Below are 20,494 nucleotides of genomic sequence, written 5' to 3'. Positions count from 1 at the left end.
TCGTTCTATTGAATGATTCGACTAATTATTTAAACCGCAAGGTCAGTCCCAAACTCAACTGAGTAGCTGTAGGATAGGCGCTATTTGTATCTACACCCGGCGTCAGTCCGTTGACAGATACAATAGAAGGATCATTACCGGAATATCCGGTGAGTGTAAAGAGGTTCTTGGCAGAAACAAATACACGCATACTTTCCAGTATCTTATTGGGTTTCGGAGTAAAGTTATAACCCAATGTCACATTTTCCAGTTTAAAGTAATCACCTTTTTCAAGGAAGAAAGAAGATATGACACCACCACCGGTAACAATATCCTTATCTTTGAGATAAGCGTCACGAAGTACATTATCCGTACCGCAGCCTTGTAATCCCATACCATACTTACGCATATTGAATATTTCAAATCCGAAAGCTCCACGGAAGAATATGTTCAAGTCGAAATTCTTGTAACGCAATGTATTACTCCAGGAAAGGTAAGAGGTCGGAGTTCCGTTACCGATATAACGTTTATATTTGGCATCGGCTTCCGAAACCGGCACTTTCTCTCCTTCATCGGTATAAATCAGCATTTTGCCATCTTCTACACCTGCATACTCGTAACCATAGAACTGACCGACTTTGCCACCTTCCTGAATGCGGAAGAAATACTCACTGGTACCTACCCCCGGTTTTTGATACAGTTCTACGTATGATGCTTGGTACATGGTGTTGGAAAGTACTTTCAACTTGGTTGTCCCGTATGAGTAGTTGATGCCGGAAGTCCATTCCACTTTTGTTCCCTTAAAAATATCACCGTCCACAGAAAGTTCGATACCCCGGTTCTGTGTAGTACCTACATTCACAAGAATGTTAGAATATACAAACGGTGGTTGAGGAGCCGTGTAATTATAGAGAAGGTCTTTAGACTGACGGTCGAACCAGTCAATAGAACCTCTCAAGCGGTTCCAGAATACGAAGTCGATACCGACATTGGTACTGATACTCTTTTCCCAACCCAGTTCAGGGTTGGCATTTACAGAAGGGGCATAACCTTTTACCCATTCACCGTCCATGAAATAACTGCCTTTAGTACTATACGTAGCCAATGACAAATAAGAGTCGAAATCTGAACGTCCGGTCACACCGTATGAGATACGGGGTTTCAAACTCTTCACAACATCCGATGCACCTTTCATGAAGCCCATGTTCGCCATTTCCCAGGCAAGGGACACCGAGGGAAAAGCACCCCACTTATGATCCTTTCCGAACTTGGTGGAACCTTCATAACGGATAGATGCCGATGCCATCAACAAGTTCTTCCAGTTATAGTTGATACGTCCAAAAGTACCTATCAGCTTGGCAACGGACTGTCCTGTAGCCATACCGGCTTTTCCGGCATTGAGGTAGCTACCGCTACCGATGTCATGCCACTTAATGTTATCGTAAGCAAAATCACTATTGGAAGCCTGTAAGCGTTCCCAACGGGAATTTTCATAGGTATAACCCGCCACTGCTTTGATACTATGATCGTCCAATGTTAGCGCATAGTTTGCCAACCATTCCAAACGTTGCGTGTACCATTTCTGATACGTCACTTCCGCACGGCCTTTATACCCATTCCAATAAGACTCTCCCGAGGTGGAAGGTGTGAAGTATTGTTGCTTCAAATCATTGTAGTGCAAAGAATAACTGATAGAAGTATTCAGCATATGTTTCTCCGAGCGGAGAATATTCAGTTTAGCTTCTGCCGTTCCCAGTACATACATGCGCTGGCCGTTATTATCGATGTCTTTCAACTCAGCCACCGGATTACGGGCTCCTGTGGGAGAAGAGGGCTGGTAGTAATTGCCATTATCATCATACAGCGGCATCGTGGGGTTCATGGAGAGTGCGGTATCAAACATACCATCATTCCCCCAGGTTTCATTTACCCGGCGTGCATTCAAAGAGCCGTTCAGTTGCAGGCGGTTGTCTATCACACGCTGTTCAATCACGAAACGGCCTCCATATTCCTCACGGTCGCTCTTCAGGTCGATACCGGTCGCTTTTTTATAATTGAAAGAAGCACCGTAATAACCATTTTTCGTACTGCCGTCTATGGATACGTACTGGTTGTTGTCGTAAGAAAAGTCTCTCAACAACAAATCATACCAATCGGTAGACGCACCGTAATCGGTACCACGACGTGAACGGCGGAACTCATCCGGTGAAAGGATATCCGGTCCGGACTTGGCGATATTCACTCCGAACCAACTATCGTATGTGACCTTTGCCGTACCCAGCTCACCCGCACCTTTCTTGGTAGTAATCAAAATCACACCGTTGGCGCCACGTGTACCATAAATCGCAGCAGAACCGGCATCTTTCAACACAGTCATCGATTCGATGTCTTGTGAAGAAAGGTTACGGATATCTCCTCCTGCTACCCCATCAATCACAATCAGCGGATCATTGGAAGCCGTGATAGACGTTGCACCACGAATTTGGAGAGAAGAACCAGAGTTAGGATTCGCCGAGGCCGTATTGACCACATTCAAACCGGCTACCTTACCGGTCAACATTTCCATAGGATTATTCATGGCTCCCTGCTGGAATTTACTTTTATCTACCTGAACGATAGAACTGGAGAGCTCTTTCTTACTCAACGAACCATAACCCACTACTACAACTTCATCCAAAGTCTGGAGGTCTTCTGCCAATACGACATTGATTTCACGCTGCCCTTTACAGGCTATCTCCTGATTTTTATACCCTATAAAAGAGAAGACAAGTACAGACGACGAACTGACGTCTGAAACCGAATAGTTTCCGTCAACATCAGTAATAGATCCGTTAGAAGTTCCCTTTACCATTACATTGGCACCGATAATTGGTTCACCGGACATGTCTCTTACAGTGCCTTTCACCGTAAACTGCTGTGCCGAAGCTGCCATTGTAACAAGTAATCCGGCGAGGATGAGAAAATGCCGGAAAAGACATTGCTTTGTTCTTTTTACATTCATAATACTTCGATTTTACATTAACAATAAGTTCCGCTTCCGTTCTATCCGGAAGGTGGTGATGCAAATATCAACAGTTATGAATATATTTTAAACGCAGACTAAAAGAAATCTAAAAATAGCATAAAAGATACCCCTTGAATATCAATAAGATAAACTATAGTAAAGGGGATAAAAAACTAAATCGGGAATAAGAAAATCAAGCCTTGAAAGAACCTATTTTCATCACTCTTTCTTCAAAATCATCCCGATAAAGAGATTTATTTTTAAGTTTGGAACGATAGGTATAAATAGTAGTAATGGAATAACGCAGGAAACTGGCTATTTTTGCACTATCCGTAATACCCAGGCGAATTAAAGCGAAAATACGCAGTTCCGTAGTCAGCCGCTCACCCTGTTTGGGTACAATGGACTCCCCTTCCGGTAACAAACGATTGAAACATTCCACAAAATCCGGAAAGATATTCAAGAAAGAGTTATCAAAATTACGATAGAACTCAGCAAGCTCTTCGTCGATGAATTGGGACGATTTCAACGTTTTATACAATTCTTCCACTTTACCGGAAGCGGCTTTTTTGTTCAACATCCGCCTGTAAGTTTCCAATTTATCAATGTAAGCGGAACAAAGCCCAAGAAACCGGCCGATATATTCTTCCTTGATACAATTTGTTTCCCGTAACGCATCATTCATCAGTCTCTGCCGATGGTTGGCATCCAGCAAATCAGCATTCAGCTTTTGCAACTCATTATTTGCGCAAACCAGTTCGGAACGGGCTTTAGCCAATTTCTTCATCTGACGGATAATATAACCAATGGTCAGGATAAGAAACAGAGACAATATACTGATTACCCATAAGAACACCTGTAGTTTTTTACGCTGCATCTCTTTCTCCAACTGATAGGAATGATCTATCACCGGCAACATTTTAGAAGCCTGCACATTACGCAAACGAGCATTATACAAGCTGGCATCCGCCATGCTTTTCTTCATATAATTATTAGCCCGTTCTATATCGCCCACACCATAAAGCAGTTCAGCCAATGCCCGAAGGGAGTTATTTTCTTTTACTACCCCTTTTATATCGGCAATGGCACTCTTGGCCAAATACAGTTTCTGCATGTCCGCCCGGTCGTCGTATTGATAAACAAAAGCCAGAATAGAAGTAATGATAGCGTATTCCCTGGTATCGGGAGCCACTTTGGAGAGAAAGTTCTCTAATAATTCTTCCGCCTCTTTCTGCCGGTTCTGATCGACCAAAGAAGGACCTTTCGTTATCACATACGGGTAAGTGTCTTGAGGAACCAAACGGAGAACAGAGTCACGATAAGCATTCATCTTTTTGAGATATTCAGGCCTGTATTCATCATCTTCAGCATACTCCGCATGATAAAGATAAATATTCTCAAAAGACATGTAATAGTCAATCAGCAACTTATCCGAAAGTTCCCTTTTATCGATACTTTCCAATAGCCTGACGCCCTCAGCATACAATCCGGAAGTGGCTAGAATATGCGCCTTGTTCAACTTCGACTCATTCAGCCAGTCCTGACGTCCCAGACGGGTAGCTATCTCTATGTTCCGGTTGATATAATGACGTGCGGAATCACAAATATAAACTTCATATTCATTATAAAGGCGGAGATTGGCATGATACAACTCTTCAAGAGAAAGTCTCTGATTTAAGACATCTTCTCTCAACAGAGCAATACGCTGCCGCTTTATTTCTTCATACTGGTTACCCCGCTCAACCAGTCCATCAAGTACTTTCAGTAGCGAATCGAGAGAGGTTTGCGCATGAAGTGAAATACCCAAAATCAGACAGAGGAAAAACGCAATTATTTTCTTTAGGGCAAAACTTTTAAAACACATCCTGAACTTATCGAAAAATCCACTCTCTTTTGTATATACACAGAGAAAAAATTCTTCGACAAGCTCAGGATGCCAGATAATAGCATTAATATGTATTTCCTTTGTCATAATCTTCCGACATGTAGTCAGAGTACAAAGTTAAATTATTCTTCGTACATTGTATCAATCAGCTCCTTATAATTTTTGGATACAACAGTTCTTTTCAGTTTCAGTGTATTCGTCAACTCGCCACGTTCCATACTGAAAGGTTCGGGCAACAAAGTAAAACGCTTGATCTGCTCATAGTGTGCAAACTGCTGCTGCAAGGTATCGATGCGTGCACGGAACAAAGACTGAATTTTAGGATGTTGCAACAATTCAGCCATATCCTTATATTCAATACCCTTTTCCTTGGCATAATCTTTCACAAAACCATAAACAGGAACTATCAGAGCCGAAACGAACTTACGCTGGTCTGCAATAACAGCGATCTGGTCAATGTAACGGTCAATCGCCAATTTGGTTTCCAATGCTTGCGGACAAATATACTTACCATTAGATGTCTTGAACAAATCTTTAATACGCTCTGTCAGATACAAATTATCACCTTTCATATAACCCGCATCTCCCGTATGGAACCAGCCCTCTTTATCAATGGCAGCAGCAGTCGCTTCCGCTTTTTTGTAATATCCGGTGGTTATTGTCTTACCGCGAAGCAGGATCTCATTATCCTCACCGATTTTCACTTCAATATCCGGCATAACCTTGCCTACCGAACCAATCTCATAACCTTCGTTAGGGAAACAGGAAACAGTTGCAGTGGATTCGGTCAAACCATAACCCACCACCATATTGATACCTACGGAATGTACAAATTCACAGATTTCATCGGATACTGCAGCACCGGCAGTGGGAAAAAAGTTCCCGTTTTCAATACCAATGGTCTTCTTCAACAAGGCATAAATGGTCTTCTCATAAAACTTATATTTCAGATGCAATAACATCGGCGGAGTCTTCCCCTGACGCAAATAGTCAATGTTATGAGCTTTACCCACCTTGATAGCATCCAGCATCAAAGCCTTTTTCATACCGGTTTCCTGAGAAATCTTCTCCTGAACACCCGCATACACTTTTTCCCAGAAACGGGGTACGCTACACATCAATGTCGGACGAATTTCCTTGATAGTAGTCTGGATATCCGCAGGACGGAGATTGATACAAATTTGCGTTCCACGATGGATACACAGATAGCACCATGCCTTCTCAAAGACATGTGTCAACGGAAGGAAGTTCATGGACACGTCCTTATCTGTCATGAATGGCAGACGGATATCATGGATACGAATGGCTTCTCTATAATTGAAGTGATGCAGCATCACTCCCTTCGGTTCTCCGGTAGTGCCGGAGGTATAAAGTATATTGGCAAGGTCATCGTCCGAAGCACGTGCCATACGTTCTTCCACGACATCGTTATACGGCAAATCCTTACCCATTGCCAGAAATTCATCAAAATAAATGGAAGTCTTGTCACGAGGGTCACGAACCACCGAACGATCAAAGATGATAAGCTTCTGCAAAGATTGGCAGAAACCGAACACACTGAAAGCAGCATCGTACTGAAATTGTTCGCCTACAAAAAGGAAACGTATCTGGGCATCATTAATGATATATTGTGCCTGCGCCGGTGAACTGGTGGCATACAGCGGTATAGTCACCAGACGGTTGGCAAATGCTCCGAAATCAGTAAACAAACATTCAGGTTTATTCTGTGAGAAAATACCGATATTTCTTTGTTCTTCAACACCCAACGCTACTAACGCATTGGCCACTTGCCGCACTGTCCGCGAAAATTCATTCCAAGTGATGGGTATCCATTGTGAAATTTCATAGTCCCGGTATTTTAGGGCTATTTTGTCTCCATACTTCTCTGCCTGGCGATGCACCAGAACAGACAAATGATGATAAGTCATATTTTTAATGAGTTGGTAAATACGGTACAAAGGTATTAGTTTTATTTGAAACTATCTGTCTTTTTCAGGATTTATCCGTAAGTTTGCACACTATTAATCAAATATACAACCTGAAGATGACAACCGAACTATCTACTTTAGTTTCTGAGGCGACGGGAGTGCTCCAATCTCTGATTGCCACCCCTTCCCTAAGCCGTGATGAAGAAAAAGCAGCGGACTTTCTACAAAATTATATTGAAATGCAAGGTATGGTTACGGGAAGAAAAGGCAATAACGTATGGTGTCTTAGTCCAATGTTTGATTTAGATAAACCGACTTTGTTACTAAACTCCCACATCGACACCGTGAAACCCGTAAACGGTTGGCGGAAAGACCCGTTTACCCCGACTTTGGAGAGCAACGGGAAACTGTATGGGCTGGGAAGCAACGATGCCGGAGCAAGTGTTGTCAGCTTGTTGCAGGTTTTTCTGCAACTATGCCGTACAACGCAGGCTTATAACCTGATATACCTTGCCTCTTGCGAAGAAGAGGTTTCAGGCAAAGACGGTATAGAGTCAGTCCTGCCGGAATTGCCTCCTATCCGGTTTGCCATTGTAGGCGAACCCACGGAAATGCAACCGGCCATTGCCGAAAAAGGTCTGATGGTACTGGATGTCACCGCCACCGGACGTTCGGGACACGCTGCGCGAAACGAAGGAGACAATGCTATATACAAGGTTTTAAACGACATCGCTTGGTTCCGGGACTACCGTTTCTCCAAAGAATCGTCCTTACTGGGGCCGGTCAAGATGAGTGTGACGATGGTAAATGCCGGTACACAACACAACGTGATACCCGACCGCTGCACTTTTGTAGTAGATATCCGCAGTAATGAGTATTACAGTAACCGGGAACTTTTCGATGAAATACAACGGAACATCTGTTGTGAAGCCAAAGCCCGCTCTTTCCGTCTCAGTTCTTCGCACGTATCCCCCGAGCATCCATTGGTCAAGAAGGCCATCGCCTTGGGACGCGTCCCCTTCGGTTCGCCAACCCTGTCCGACCAAGCATTAATGTCTTTCCCATCTATGAAGATGGGTCCCGGAAAGAGCAGCCGTTCCCATACAGCAGATGAATTTATCTTCATAAAGGAGATTGAAGAAGCCATCGGGCTTTATCTGGAATTGTTGGACGGAGCTGAAATATAAAAGTAATTATCAGGTTATTATATAAATAATGTAATATCGGCGGTTTATTGTCATAAGCCGCCTTTGCTTTTTGGAAAGTAACGATCTCCTCTAATGGGAACGACGGTTTCCTCCTAATGGGAACGGCAGTTTCCTCCTAATGGGAACGACAGTTTCCCCTAATAGGAACGACGGTTTCCCCTAATAGGAACGACAGTTTCCCCTAATGGGAACGACGGTTTCCCCTAATGGGAACGACAGTTTCCTCTTAACGGGAATAGCAGTTTCATACCGGCCCCTTAGTTTCAATATAGCGAACAAATAGCTTCGCACAGTTGAAACTGACAAGTACAATAACACAAATAATAATCAAAGTTATGCATTGTATTAATCAGTCAATGTGTCTATCCACATCAGCATAAGGCAATATTAGAACTAATCTACAAAATAATATTTTTTGATCCGATGAATATATGATTCCGTCACTTTTTTCTCATCAATTTGAGGAACATACATGTTGTTTATTCTCATGTTTGTTTCTATAATAAAAAAATAGGGACGTTCTATATCCGGTATTAACTCATTCAATTCTGTACCAACATTAAATATGGAAAATTTTATTCCTGCCACTTTCTTAAACTGTTTCATGTATATATGATTGTCATAATTAGTCAATAAGACTATATTATCAATCCCTATCGAATCTACATAAGAATTCAAAATATCCAATTGCTTATTTACACAAGTATTGCAATTTAATTCTGAATAACGCAATATAAGTTTATCGGAGCCAATAATCTGTGACAATAATCTTTTATTTCCGTCTGTATCAAAGACTTCCAACAGAGGTGACAACCGCTTACCATTATTTTCCAGCTCATAAGACCTTATTTCTCTTTCTATTTTATAGCCACTTGTTTTCACAGAATCCCTTTCATACAACTGTAAAATGCGATTACGTATAATATGACCGGTTTCACTTTGCCTATAAATGTAGACATTAAAACCAACAAGAAGTACAACAATAATCAGAGCCAACAAATAATTAACTTTCATTTCTACTTTATTTTACATCTTATAATAACCGGATTGTCATCTTCTTTCATTGCGTCAATTAATTTTATCCAGTTTTTTCTCTTGTTTTCATCGCTAAACGTGGCATTATCCAATGTTTTTCTCCACACCTTCAGAAAGTCAGCAGACAACCAAGATATAAAATAATTATCTTCCATCAAATAAACATGCGGGATGGTCAATCCACCTTCTTTTCTAAATCCCAGATATTTACCTACTTTGTACTCTCTCGTATTCTTATCAATCAACATATATCTGAATTCCTTACCGTCAACATAAGTACCCAACATCCACTTATCTGAATGTTGAAGATGGATAGGACCTCTCACACATCCATTTGAAAAGGCATAATCCATCAGCTGACTTCCACCATTTTTTTCGATAATATCCTGAGGAATATTTCTTTTTGAAAAAGTCAATGTGTAAGCCGGTTGTATAATATCCTTGTTTATCTCATAGATCGTATCATTTAGTGGGAAAAAAGCAAAAGAATGTTGACCTACCCTGCAACTTTGTTGCTCCACACCCCATGTTCTCTGCGATATGGCCATTTCTTCAGGAAAAGGTAAGGCGAACTCTATTCGGGACTTTTTCATATCCAGCCGATAAATATTGTAACAACCATATTTAGAAGAAAAATAATTAGATATCAAATAAAGAACATTCTGATACGCCACAACAAAATGGTGATTAGGAACATAATGTATATCATCAGCAAAACACTTATCTTTTATCCGATATACCAAATATTTGTCTTTATAATAATCTTGAATAAGAACCGTATCTCCGGCAACAATAAAATTGCGAAACACAGCATACTCTCCGGGACCATTTCCATTTCGTCCTATGCATTTAATAAAATTACCAGATTTATCAAACATGTACAATTTACGAGCCACATCAGGGTCAGAAACAAAAATGAACTGATCTGCAAACGAAATTTTTCCGATTTTTCCTATCAAGCAATTATCATTGGTCTCCAATTTAATAATTTCAATAGAATCGACTAGAATATCTGATATGTCTAAATCAAAACCTACTTGGTCGGGATCGATAATAATATCAGACACTTCATTCTGAACCAGATTTATTTTAGAATCAGCACATCCAACACACGTAATAAACGCAAGTAATAGTAATAATCCATTCACCATATCTAAAAATACTTAAAAAGGCATATATACTCTTTTGCTAATTCAATATTTCTGTACAGCTCCAACTATTACATGGTCCGTAGGCCCCATCACAAATTCCTTCTTTTCCAGGAACTGTTATAGTTACAACTTGATTCAACCCATCAATATAAACTTTTTTGGTATAACTGCAATCATGCGGCATTGCAACTTTCCAATCATCCTCATCTGTATTTTCATCATTAGCCAGACACTCGGTAGTAGATAAAACTAAATTCTTTAACTCACTTTGAGCCTCAACATTCAATGATACACCGATTGCCGTTGATACAACGATCATTGACATAAACCCAGCAAATAACAGTTTTCTCATAATATTAAAATTAGGCAACATTTATTCTTTCAACTTATATCTGAATATAATTGGATTATCTTCCTCCTTTGAGGAGTCAATGACATCCTGAATCTTTTGCTTATCGGACAAATTGAGGAATTTGGACTTATAAAAGTATGTCCTCCACAGTTTAAGAGACGAAATAGTTTCCTTAAAAATAAAATAACCATCCTGTACAAAAAATTCACCAAGCATTATTTTATTATCCAGTTTCTTAATACGGAGAAGCTCACCTGACATGCTATTCAACGCATCTTTATCCATTAAGAAATATCTAAATCCATTACCCAATGTGTAAATTCCCAACATATACTTTTCCGATTGCTGAAGATGAACAAGCCCGACTATTTTCCCTTCTTTCTTTATGGAATGATAGTCGTTCCCTCCGGTATTTCTCAAAAAAGAAATGACACATTGGGGTCTGATTCCAGATTGGTCAATTTCATAGATCGTATCGTTAAAAAAATAATGGGCAAAGGCTTTTGATTCATTGATATAGTCACATGGATGATTTAGCGCCACGCTTGATTGTTCTACCGTTTTCGACCTCACAAATGGTAAATAAGCACTTGTTTTTCCTGTTTCCAGATTAAACTCAAAACAATTATAATCTCCCAATGGAGATTTAAAATAACTTGAAACAAAATAAAGGTTATCATTTAATGTTACAGCTCCACTATGATGGGTTTTATAGTGTATATCATTCATAAACCGCCTTTTCACTATATCATAAACAAGATACTTATTCTGATAATAGTCTTGTATAAGCAAAGAGTCACCTTTCACAAGAAATTCTCCGATTACGCTATATTCACCGGGACCTGCCCCTCTGTTGCCAATGGTACAAATGAACTTTCCATACCTGTCGAACATGTATAGCCGTTGGGCTGTATACAAATCTGACACAAATATATACTTATCAGTAAATCGGATGTTATCTATCTGCCCTATCAAACAATCGTCTGTTGTCTCCAACTTAATTACCTCCACTGTATCTCCAAGTATTCCGGAAATATCCAGTTCGTTCATGCAACTGTCAGGATCTAAATTAAAAACGGGCACAGCAGATTGCTGTTTACCCTGTTGGCAACCAACGCTACAAAATATGATGCATAAAATAATATACCATTTTTTCATCATAACCATTTTAATTACAACTTTTCTATGCATGACCAAGAATTACACGGACCGGCATCACCATCACAAATACCGACTCTACCCTCAACAGATTTTTCTATTATGGAATTAGTATTCTCATCATAATATCTTTTAGTGAAATAACAAACATAAGCAGTTGCCTTTTTCATTTCATCTCCTTCAATCTCTTCATTAGCCAAACCTTCTAAGTGATTCAAAGTTAAATTTAAGACATCTTTATTTTCTTGATTGTTTTTCACTATATTTACGACTGTAAACAAACACAATATCACAATTCCACTAAACACATACTTGATTTTCATAACATTATTTTTTTAATTGATTTTAAAATTAAAAAAAACACACATATATACATAAAAACAAGCACAACTATTAACAATTTATCACATATAAGATGCGCGTTTTACATTTAAAAACAAATATTATTATGATATTTCACATATCTCTCGCTACAAACAAATTAAAATCTTAATATGACAGTTTTGATTATTTATTCAACCAAGGTTCCGGATTTAGTTTTTCTTTTTCCTTGCGCAATTGGAAGTGAAGCACAGTGCGCCCGGCATCGGCTCCGTCAGAAAATACCTGACCGATATTCTGCTTGGTAGTCACCACATCTCCTTGTTTCACAGAAGCAGAAGCCAGATTGCAATATACGGAAATATAGGCACCGTGGCGGATGAGGATATTAAACAGACCGTTCAGTTTAAAGACAGCGGCCACTTTTCCATCAAAGATGGCACGAGCCTGCGCTCCGGGCTTACCCTGGATATCAATCCCTTTATTATCTAACTTGACGTTGCGAAGCCCCTCTACCGAATACTGTCCGTAGTGACTGGTAATAATATAAGGGCCACTGATAGGCATGGGAAGTTTACCACGGTTATTAACAAAGTTACCCGACAATTCGCGATCGGCCTTACTCATAGTATAAACATCCAAAGGAGTAGCTTTAGTCTTTGAAGTAGTTTCAGGGGCTGATTGTCTGTTTTTCGCTCCTTCCTTTTTACGTGCCGCCGCTTCACGACGTGCTTCTTCTTGGGCACGTTTACGGGCTTTTTCTATTTCTTCGGCTATCAGGCGGTCAATACGATTATTAAGTTGGGTAGCCTCACGGCGTTTCTTCGCCAGTTCGTTTTGTATGCCGCGCTGTTTTTTCTGAAGGTCGGCAAGCAAGGCACGCTTTTCTTTTTCCTGAGCTTCAAGCTTCGCCTTTTCAGCTTCACGCTCTTTCAATAAACCTTCTTTAGCGGCTTTAACTTGACGCAACTCGGTCTTTTTACGGTTTACCTGCTCTTGTTTTTTCAGCACTTCTTCACCTTGCAAACGCTGATAAGTGGCATATTCACGTACATAACGCAACCGACGATAGGTTTGCGTCAAGCTCTCTGCCGAGAAAATAAACATCAGTTTTTCTTCGATGGAACGGTTCTTATAAAGATACTGAACGGAGGATTCATATTTTTTCTTCTTATCCTTCAATTCACGTTGCAAACGTCCCAACTGACGTTCCAAAGAACCCAATTCACGATCAATAGACTCCATATCACTATTAATGGTAAGGATGTAACGTTTACGTTCCTCGATTTGACCGGTCAACGCAGCAAGTCCGTTCAACTGGCTGCCTACTGTTTTCTTTGTAGTTTTCAGAAGTGTTTCCGACTCGGCAATCTGCTTTTGCAGGACACCACGTTTGTTTTCCAGTTCCTTTATCAGTTTATTGGACTGTGCCAGGAGTGAAAAGACAAGACAGAAACAACAAATTAAAACACAAAGCAAACGTCTCATAAGCTCATCAGCATTTCCAAGATTTCACCTAGCTCTACCCGGGTGTATTTAGAAGCCACTTGTGTAGGAGCCAGGGAGAATTTATTTTCAGAGAAATCAGATAATTCTATTTTACCTTTTTCAAGAGAAGGAATACCCAGTTCCTTACCGCTCAAAGTTTTCTTTCCATTAGGCTTGGCTGCATCGAAAAGCATCTTCTCCAAATGGGCAAAGTCCGCTTTCTTGGGCAAGACATCTTTCAGTTCTTTCCGGGCGGCTTGCACATAACGTTTACCCATACGGTCTATCAGTAATATTGTTTCTGGCGTTACCTCCAGACGGGCAACTTCCGTACGGATAATCGGCAGCTGGAAAGAGAGTTGCATAAGTTCACCGCTTATCAGTTTCATTGTCCCATTCACGGTAAAGACAGCATCTTTCGTGGGAACGGTCAGCTTCACTTTGGAAGAAAGATAACGGGTTCCCGGCAACACAGAAGTCTCCGCTTTACGGGTAGTCTTACAACCAGCGAAACACACCGCCAACAACAGGAAAAGAACCGCTGCATAAATATTATTTTGTCTCATTATCTTAATCATTAAAACATGAATAGATTAACCGTGATTAATCACCCATTATAAATTTCTTTTTCTGTATTTTCTGTCTAATTGTTTTGGATTTGCTGCCCATTTCAAGAGCTTGTTTCCAATATTTCAAGGCGCCGTCTACATCGCCTGTCATATAATAGATATCACCGCAATGTTCCACTATGACATCACTTTTTGCTCCGTCATTCTTCATTGCATCATCTATATAAAGGCGGGCCTCGGCATAATTACCTTTTTCAAAGAGTATCCAGGCGTATGTGTCCAGATAAGTAGAGTTATTGGGTTCGGCCTTTACCGTTCTATAACTCATTTCCTCGGCTTTATCCAAGTCACGGCGTTCTACCGAAAGATAATAGGCATAATTATTCAGCGCTCCGATATTCGACGAATTATAAACCAATGCGGAGTCGTAGGCTGCGTATGCTTCCTTGTTTAAGTTTCTGGTATGATAGGCATCACCCAGAATAGAGTAAAAATCCGATACTACCTCTTTCTTACTATTATCTGTTACGTGCGTCAATGCCTTTTGACAAACAGTAATGACATCATCCGTCCGTTCCGCTTGATTATAAGCGATAGCCAGATAAAAATAGAATTCCAGCATATCAGGATTAGCTTCAATTCCTGACTCACACAAACTGGTCACATCGGCATAATCTTCCTTACGTATCGCTTCACCAAGTAGCATCATCCGAGCGGCAGTATTGGTTGGTTCAATCTCCAACACTTGGCGTAAAACGGGTAATGATTCTTTATTCATCCCTTTGGAAAGGAGATATTGGGCATACAACATCGGCAGTTGCGCATCGTCAGGTTCTTGCTCCAGAATACGATTGAAAAGATTAATCACCAAAGTACTGTCTTTACTTTCCTGTTCATTCTGAACGATGAATTGGCGCATTACATTCAATTTAGTATCCGAAGCTACTTTTTTGTTTAGCAATAAGGTATCCAACTGTTGCTGATAGAGTTCCTTTTGACCGGTAGCATCATAATAAGAAGCTAGTGAGTACATAGCCATAGCATTATCAGGTTCTGCATCCAGCACCTTCCGATAGAGATTATAAGCTTCCTCTTTCTTTCCATTTTGCAGATAAACATCACCCAAAACAACCTGATAACGGGTATCCATGGGGTACTCGGCAACCAGACTTTCAATCTCATTGAAAGCGTTCTTGTTATCTTTCATCTGCAAATAGATACGGAATTTCTCCATACTGATCTGCTCGTTCTTACCCATCTTCTCTTCCAAACGGTTCAGAGTGCCAATCACTTTATCATATTCCTCTTCCTGATTATAGATTTCCAGCAAGGCATATAGCGGGTCTAACTTACCAGAAAAGCGTGTAGTCATACCCTCCAATAGTCTTTTAGCCTTTTCCGTCTCATTCTGTTGCTGATAAAGATTGGCTAATCCCTGACTGTACCAATAGTTATCGGGATCGTTCTCCACCGCTTTTTCAAGAGCAGCTTGTCCCTGCGGTACCTGTTTCAGGTATATGTAATACTGCGCCAACTCATATAAAGCCGACGAAGCGTTCGGATTGATGGCTAAACAATGCTGAAGTAAATCAAAAGCAGCGGCATAATCTTTCTGAATTTTTAACCGGGCGGCTTCCAAAAAGAAATAATCATATTTGCGTTGCTGCTCAGGAGTAAGCTCCACAGTCATACCTGCCGGTTGTACCTTTGCTCCCCGACGGGAAGTTCCGCAAGAAGCCAACAGGGCACAAGCCAGTAAGCATACGATAGTTAAAATTCTATTTCTCATTTAAAACTTTATTATACACCAGTGTGTCCGAACCCACCGATACCGCGTTCTGTTTCATCCAATACTTCAACTTCCAGCAAAGTAGGCTGTTCATGGCGAGCTATTACCATCTGTGCAATACGTTCTCCATCTTCAATCACAAAGGTTTCTGAAGAAAGATTTATCAGAATGATACAGATCTCACCCCGGTAATCTGCATCAATTGTTCCCGGCGAGTTAAGAACGGTAATTCCTTTCTTAATAGCTAATCCGCTACGTGGACGGACTTGCGCTTCATAGCCTGCAGGTAACGCAATGTATAACCCCGTAGGAACCAGACAACGCTGCATCGGTTGCAGGGAAATGGGTTCGGAAAGATTAGCACGGAGATCCATACCTGCGGACAACTCGGTGGCATACGCAGGTAACGGGTGTTTTGACTTATTGATAATCTGAATATTCATGATGATAATTATAAGTTACAAAAAACTGCCAAGTCAGTGTTTCCAACAAGAGTTCTTCTATTTAAAGGGCGAAAATACTGAATTTGAAGCAAAATAATGATACATTTGCAGTTAAATAATAAGAAACGATAAGTATCAATGCCAAAGCTGTAATTTTCAGCCTGTAACTTGTAATCAATAATTTGTAATTAACGCAATGGATTGGACCACCCTAATTTCCGCCAAACGGTTCGGCTTGGAAGAGTTTCATGAAGAACGTCGCGAGAACCGTTCTGAGTTTCAGCGCGATTATGATCGTCTTGTTTTTTCTGCTCCTTTCAGAAGGTTACAGAATAAGACACAGGTATTTCCTTTGCCCGGTAGTATTTTCGTACATAATCGATTGACACATAGCCTGGAAGTGTCGTGTGTAGGTCGTTCGTTAGGTAATGACGTAGCCAAAGCTATTCTTGCTCGGAAACCGGAACTTCAAAATTCTTACCTGCCTGAAATAGGGTCTATCGTATCTGCCGCCTGCCTGGCTCACGATTTGGGAAATCCACCTTTTGGACACTCAGGCGAACGTGCCATCTCAACTTTCTTCTCTGAAGGGAGAGGCATGGCATTGAAAAAAGATCTGACTATGGAGCAATGGGAGGATCTGACACACTTTGAAGGAAACGCCAATGCTTTCCGTCTACTCACCCATCAGTTTGAAGGACGGAGAAAAGGAGGTTTCGTTTTAACCTATTCTACCTTGGCAAGTATCGTAAAATACCCCTTTTCATCGAGCCTTGCGGGTAAAAAGTCCAAGTTCGGCTTCTTTACGACAGAAGAAGATAGTTTCCGACGCATAGCCGAAGAGTTGGGTATGAAGAAATTGAATGATTTTCCTTTGGAATATGCCCGACACCCATTAGTTTATCTGGTAGAAGCAGCGGATGACATCTGTTACCAGATGATGGATATTGAGGACGCACATAAGCTGAAGATATTAACCACGCGTGAAACGCAAGATTTACTTCTTTCCTATTTCCCCGAAGAACGGAAGTTACATATGCTGAAGACGTTGGAGATAGTCAGTGATGTTAACGAACAAATCGGATATCTGCGTTCTTGTGTCATCGGATTACTAATCCGGGAGTGTACTCAAGCCTTCTTGAACAATGAAATAGAAATATTAGAAGGAAAATTCAAAGGAAGCCTTATTAAACACATTTCCAGTTTACCCGCTTCTGCTTACAATCACTGCGCAGATATTTCTTTGGAGAAAATTTACCGCTCACGTGACGTATTGGACATTGAGTTAGCAGGTTTCCGCATCATCAGTACATTACTCGATCTGATGATTGAAGCTGTGCGTTCTCCGGAAAGAGCTTATTCGCAACTGCTCATCAACCGTGTGTCGGGACAGTATAATATAAAAGCGCCTGTACTCTACGAAAGAATACAAGCTGTATTGGATTATATTTCCGGTATGACGGATGTCTTTGCGCTCGACCTCTACAGGAAAATCAACGGAAACAGCCTTCCGGCTGTTTAACTTATCTGCCCGTTTAATTATCTACTGGGATAGAAAATTTTATTTGCACCGGAGGTAAGTTTACAAGCTTCCGGTTCACTTTCTATAAAGGATTGGATATGACGGACACGTTTATCTGCCAGTATCTCGTCCACCGCAATCAGTATACCTGTTTCTTCTACATCACCAAAACCATAGTTAATGGCAGTTCCAAACATACGCATAGTGGGACTAAGACTCATATAAGCATTCACCAAAGGAGGAATATTATAACCCAACTTACGTATCTCGCAATTCAATATCTTATAGTCTTCCTTGAAGGTATCTTTACAGAACAAAGCTGCTAAATCAGACTCTTTCGCTTCCATTTTCAACGGTTTCATCGGAACAATCAGATTATCCTTATCTCCAAAATGTTTCTTCAAGAAATAAAGAATCATGTCACGTCCCTGACGATGATAACTCGGATACATAGTTACTTTACCAAAGAAGTATTTCACGTTGGGCATAACCACAGTCAACGCCCCTAAACCATCCCATAAATTATCCAACGCAAATAACCCTTTACTACCGGCACGGGTAGATTGGTATTCCAAAGTAACGAATGAACGACCTAACTCAATTGTAGTGGGAAGATACTCTTTCAAGAACCTCTCCGAGAAATTGAACATGTGAGCCGTAGCCAGGATAGGTGCACCATGCTCATCAAAGCGAACGTCCGTACCCAAAATATAGCGATACCCACCTAAAATTTCTTCCGCCTCCGGGTTCCATACAATCAACTGCTTGTAAGGATTATCCATGATATCATATTCATCAATATCCATCGACATTCCCGTTCCACCACCTGCAGCACGAAATGCGATTTCACGCAGACGTCCAATCTCTTTCATAATGTTCGGAGAGTCCTGAGCCGTAATAATGTATATCTGATTATTACTTTTATTCGTCATACGCAAGCGTTTGTCTTCAGTCAACTCGGCTTTCAACAGTTCTTTGCTAATCGGTGCAATTATATCTTCCATATTACTTAAATTGAGAATCAAGAAATGAAAATGGAGAGATATTCCCCTTTTTCAGTTCTCCAGTCCTTTAATTTCTAATTTTCAACCTATAATTTATATACAATGTCTTTTACATATTGCGCCCATTGCGCAGGTGTTTTCGACTTATCGAAAGTTTGCCACGGAATAGGTTTACCAATAGTAATGGTAAATGTTTTATGACGGTTTTTCAACATTTCATCTGCCAAATACAGCATGGCAATATTAAATTTTATACCTAATACCTTGCAGAGATTTGCCAGATTATAAAAAAAGTTGGAATTACGACCTTCAAAATGAATGGGCACTACATCACGATGTACTTCAACACTCTTTACAATGAACGCTTTCTTCCAATCCAGATCACGGATCACCCCGTTTTGGCGGCGGGAACACAATCCGGCGGGAAACATTATCAATTGATCATCGGATGCAAACCCCGCCTCAACCATCTTCGGAAAATCTTTTGCTTGTTTACCTGTTTTATTTATAGGGATGCAAAGCGGCGCTAATCCGTGCAGGTTCATCAACAGGTCGTTTACCATATATTTCACCTTCCCATTATAAAAGGACCCCAACACATAACCTAAAGCCACCCCATCTTGTCCTCCCAACGGGTGATTGGATACAAATGTGTAAAGCCCCCCTTTAGGCAAATTTTCTTCACCTTTCACTATCAATTTGGCATCTAGAAACTCCAAACAAGCTTTTAGGAAATCTACCCCTACCTTATCTTTCGACTCCATTAAAAAAACGTTCAACTCATCCTGATGGACAATACGTTTCAAATAGGATACGACAAATTTAGGGATATACTTTACATGCTTCGGAGCTTTTTCCCGAAGTACTTTATCAATGTCAATCAAAAATAAAGAGTCGTCAGCCATTCTTCTTACGATGAAATGATTGCGCAAAATTAACGCATCTTTTTAATTAAATGCAAATAATTGATAGAAAACTACACCCAATTTCTACCAAAAAGCACCTAAAATCTGTCAATTGATAGTTTTCCCCCCAAAGATTGGTTAAAATCCGTCTACCATAGAGAAAGAAGTTTCGTAAACTTGCAATGCCGAAAGGTTAAACGAACAAGTAACCAAAAAACAAAGCACATTATGAATAGTATTACATTTAAAAAAGATTTGCTCGGAGTACAAGACGATTTATTACGTTTTGCATATAAACTGACTTCCGATCGTGAAGAAGCAAATGACCTGTTACAGGAAACCTCCCTAAAAGCTTTGGATAATGAAGATAAATATATGCCAGACACCAATTTCAAAGGTTGGATCTATACAATTATGCGTAACATCTTTATAAATAATTACCGTAAAGTAGTACGGGACCAAACATTTGTAGACCAAACTGACAATTTATATCACTTGAATTCTCCACGGGAAACCGCATATGATAACACAGAAAGTGCATACGACCTAAAAGAGATGCACCGCATCGTCAATGCATTGCCACGCGAATATAAGGTACCGTTCTCCATGCATGTTTCCGGTTTCAAATATCGCGAAATAGCAGAAAGATTGGGACTTCCATTGGGAACCGTAAAGAGTCGCATATTCTTTACTCGTCAAAAGCTACAACAGGATTTGAAGGATTTTGTTTAATCAAAGAAATATTCAGCTATT

17 protein-coding genes are annotated in these 20,494 nt (G+C 40.4%); 3 read left to right on the top strand and 14 right to left on the bottom strand.

Features of this window, described 5'->3' with window-relative positions:
- Nucleotides 1-25: 25 nt before the first annotated feature.
- From DXC10_RS03000 to DXC10_RS02990, 3 genes are all read right to left on the bottom strand, one after another.
- Nucleotides 26-2,980 (bottom strand): SusC/RagA family TonB-linked outer membrane protein, encoded by a 2,955-nt coding sequence (locus DXC10_RS03000; protein WP_117737300.1) that lies wholly within the window; start codon nucleotides 2,978-2,980, stop codon nucleotides 26-28.
- Between the two features lie 196 nt (nucleotides 2,981-3,176).
- Nucleotides 3,177-4,847 carry a DUF6377 domain-containing protein gene (locus DXC10_RS02995; RefSeq protein ID WP_219618395.1) on the bottom strand — a complete coding sequence of 557 codons (1,671 nt, stop codon included), beginning with the start codon at nucleotides 4,845-4,847 and terminating at the stop codon, nucleotides 3,177-3,179.
- Nucleotides 4,848-4,990: 143 nt separating this feature from the next.
- The gene (locus DXC10_RS02990; protein WP_101542244.1) at nucleotides 4,991-6,796 is read right to left on the bottom strand and encodes a long-chain fatty acid--CoA ligase; all 1,806 of its coding nucleotides are present in this window, start codon (nucleotides 6,794-6,796) and stop codon (nucleotides 4,991-4,993) included.
- 116 nt (nucleotides 6,797-6,912) lie between these two features.
- On the opposite strand from DXC10_RS02990, the gene DXC10_RS02985 reads away from it, so the two are divergent.
- Nucleotides 6,913-7,983, top strand: coding sequence for a M20 family metallo-hydrolase (locus DXC10_RS02985; RefSeq protein WP_117737299.1), 1,071 nt, complete (start codon nucleotides 6,913-6,915; stop codon nucleotides 7,981-7,983).
- A 414-nt stretch (nucleotides 7,984-8,397) separates the two neighbouring features.
- On the opposite strand, the gene DXC10_RS02980 is transcribed toward DXC10_RS02985, so the two are convergent.
- From DXC10_RS02980 to dut, 9 genes are all read right to left on the bottom strand, one after another.
- Nucleotides 8,398-9,018, bottom strand: coding sequence for a hypothetical protein (locus tag DXC10_RS02980; protein ID WP_117737298.1), 621 nt, complete (start codon nucleotides 9,016-9,018; stop codon nucleotides 8,398-8,400).
- Nucleotides 9,019-9,020: 2 nt separating this feature from the next.
- Nucleotides 9,021-10,190 (bottom strand): 6-bladed beta-propeller, encoded by a 1,170-nt coding sequence (locus DXC10_RS02975; RefSeq protein WP_101542240.1) that lies wholly within the window; start codon nucleotides 10,188-10,190, stop codon nucleotides 9,021-9,023.
- 37 nt (nucleotides 10,191-10,227) lie between these two features.
- Nucleotides 10,228-10,542, bottom strand: a complete 315-nt coding sequence (locus tag DXC10_RS02970; RefSeq protein WP_145998965.1) for a hypothetical protein — start codon at nucleotides 10,540-10,542, stop codon at nucleotides 10,228-10,230.
- Nucleotides 10,543-10,563: 21 nt separating this feature from the next.
- Nucleotides 10,564-11,703, bottom strand: a complete 1,140-nt coding sequence (locus tag DXC10_RS02965) for a 6-bladed beta-propeller (RefSeq protein ID WP_233519854.1) — start codon at nucleotides 11,701-11,703, stop codon at nucleotides 10,564-10,566.
- Between the two features lie 11 nt (nucleotides 11,704-11,714).
- Nucleotides 11,715-12,023 carry a hypothetical protein gene (locus DXC10_RS02960; protein WP_101542238.1) on the bottom strand — a complete coding sequence of 103 codons (309 nt, stop codon included), beginning with the start codon at nucleotides 12,021-12,023 and terminating at the stop codon, nucleotides 11,715-11,717.
- A gap of 184 nt (nucleotides 12,024-12,207) precedes the next feature.
- On the bottom strand, nucleotides 12,208-13,509 hold the full coding sequence (locus DXC10_RS02955) for a murein hydrolase activator EnvC (protein WP_101542237.1): 1,302 nt from the start codon (nucleotides 13,507-13,509) through the stop codon (nucleotides 12,208-12,210).
- Entirely contained in the window at nucleotides 13,506-14,075 is a 570-nt protein-coding gene (locus DXC10_RS02950) for a DUF4292 domain-containing protein (protein ID WP_101542444.1), read from the bottom strand. The genes DXC10_RS02955 and DXC10_RS02950 overlap by 4 nt, the downstream gene beginning before the upstream one ends.
- A gap of 37 nt (nucleotides 14,076-14,112) precedes the next feature.
- The gene (locus DXC10_RS02945) at nucleotides 14,113-15,867 is read right to left on the bottom strand and encodes a lipopolysaccharide assembly protein LapB (protein ID WP_117737297.1); all 1,755 of its coding nucleotides are present in this window, start codon (nucleotides 15,865-15,867) and stop codon (nucleotides 14,113-14,115) included.
- An 11-nt stretch (nucleotides 15,868-15,878) separates the two neighbouring features.
- Nucleotides 15,879-16,310, bottom strand: coding sequence for a dUTP diphosphatase (gene dut / locus DXC10_RS02940; protein WP_117737296.1), 432 nt, complete (start codon nucleotides 16,308-16,310; stop codon nucleotides 15,879-15,881).
- Nucleotides 16,311-16,506: 196 nt separating this feature from the next.
- Here dut and DXC10_RS02935 point away from each other — a divergent pair, with 196 nt between their 5' ends.
- Nucleotides 16,507-17,832 carry a deoxyguanosinetriphosphate triphosphohydrolase gene (locus DXC10_RS02935; protein WP_101542234.1) on the top strand — a complete coding sequence of 442 codons (1,326 nt, stop codon included), beginning with the start codon at nucleotides 16,507-16,509 and terminating at the stop codon, nucleotides 17,830-17,832.
- Between the two features lie 17 nt (nucleotides 17,833-17,849).
- On the opposite strand, the gene DXC10_RS02930 is transcribed toward DXC10_RS02935, so the two are convergent.
- Nucleotides 17,850-18,836, bottom strand: coding sequence for a GNAT family N-acetyltransferase (locus DXC10_RS02930; RefSeq protein ID WP_101542233.1), 987 nt, complete (start codon nucleotides 18,834-18,836; stop codon nucleotides 17,850-17,852).
- Between the two features lie 86 nt (nucleotides 18,837-18,922).
- Nucleotides 18,923-19,741, bottom strand: a complete 819-nt coding sequence (locus DXC10_RS02925) for a 1-acyl-sn-glycerol-3-phosphate acyltransferase (RefSeq protein WP_101542232.1) — start codon at nucleotides 19,739-19,741, stop codon at nucleotides 18,923-18,925.
- Between the two features lie 228 nt (nucleotides 19,742-19,969).
- Here DXC10_RS02925 and DXC10_RS02920 point away from each other — a divergent pair, with 228 nt between their 5' ends.
- A complete protein-coding gene (locus tag DXC10_RS02920) occupies nucleotides 19,970-20,473 on the top strand; it encodes an RNA polymerase sigma factor (protein ID WP_101542231.1) in 504 nt (167 codons plus the stop codon).
- Nucleotides 20,474-20,494 lie beyond the last annotated feature (21 nt).

This window comes from Bacteroides sp. OM08-11 (assembly GCF_003438665.1).
GTDB lineage: Bacteria > Bacteroidota > Bacteroidia > Bacteroidales > Bacteroidaceae > Bacteroides > Bacteroides cutis.
This window is presented reverse-complemented; position numbering and strand designations above follow the sequence as displayed.

Coding starts and splice junctions, on each gene's coding strand:
- DXC10_RS03000 (WP_117737300.1), bottom strand. CDS start 2,980: ATGAATGTAAAAAGAACAAAGCAATGTCTTTTCCGGCATTTTCTCATC.
- DXC10_RS02995 (WP_219618395.1), bottom strand. CDS start 4,847: ATGTGTTTTAAAAGTTTTGCCCTAAAGAAAATAATTGCGTTTTTCCTC.
- DXC10_RS02990 (WP_101542244.1), bottom strand. CDS start 6,796: ATGACTTATCATCATTTGTCTGTTCTGGTGCATCGCCAGGCAGAGAAG.
- DXC10_RS02985 (WP_117737299.1), top strand. CDS start 6,913: ATGACAACCGAACTATCTACTTTAGTTTCTGAGGCGACGGGAGTGCTC.
- DXC10_RS02980 (WP_117737298.1), bottom strand. CDS start 9,018: ATGAAAGTTAATTATTTGTTGGCTCTGATTATTGTTGTACTTCTTGTT.
- DXC10_RS02975 (WP_101542240.1), bottom strand. CDS start 10,190: ATGGTGAATGGATTATTACTATTACTTGCGTTTATTACGTGTGTTGGA.
- DXC10_RS02970 (WP_145998965.1), bottom strand. CDS start 10,542: ATGAGAAAACTGTTATTTGCTGGGTTTATGTCAATGATCGTTGTATCA.
- DXC10_RS02965 (WP_233519854.1), bottom strand. CDS start 11,703: ATGATGAAAAAATGGTATATTATTTTATGCATCATATTTTGTAGCGTT.
- DXC10_RS02960 (WP_101542238.1), bottom strand. CDS start 12,023: ATGAAAATCAAGTATGTGTTTAGTGGAATTGTGATATTGTGTTTGTTT.
- DXC10_RS02955 (WP_101542237.1), bottom strand. CDS start 13,509: ATGAGACGTTTGCTTTGTGTTTTAATTTGTTGTTTCTGTCTTGTCTTT.
- DXC10_RS02950 (WP_101542444.1), bottom strand. CDS start 14,075: ATGAGACAAAATAATATTTATGCAGCGGTTCTTTTCCTGTTGTTGGCG.
- DXC10_RS02945 (WP_117737297.1), bottom strand. CDS start 15,867: ATGAGAAATAGAATTTTAACTATCGTATGCTTACTGGCTTGTGCCCTG.
- dut (WP_117737296.1), bottom strand. CDS start 16,310: ATGAATATTCAGATTATCAATAAGTCAAAACACCCGTTACCTGCGTAT.
- DXC10_RS02935 (WP_101542234.1), top strand. CDS start 16,507: ATGGATTGGACCACCCTAATTTCCGCCAAACGGTTCGGCTTGGAAGAG.
- DXC10_RS02930 (WP_101542233.1), bottom strand. CDS start 18,836: ATGGAAGATATAATTGCACCGATTAGCAAAGAACTGTTGAAAGCCGAG.
- DXC10_RS02925 (WP_101542232.1), bottom strand. CDS start 19,741: ATGGCTGACGACTCTTTATTTTTGATTGACATTGATAAAGTACTTCGG.
- DXC10_RS02920 (WP_101542231.1), top strand. CDS start 19,970: ATGAATAGTATTACATTTAAAAAAGATTTGCTCGGAGTACAAGACGAT.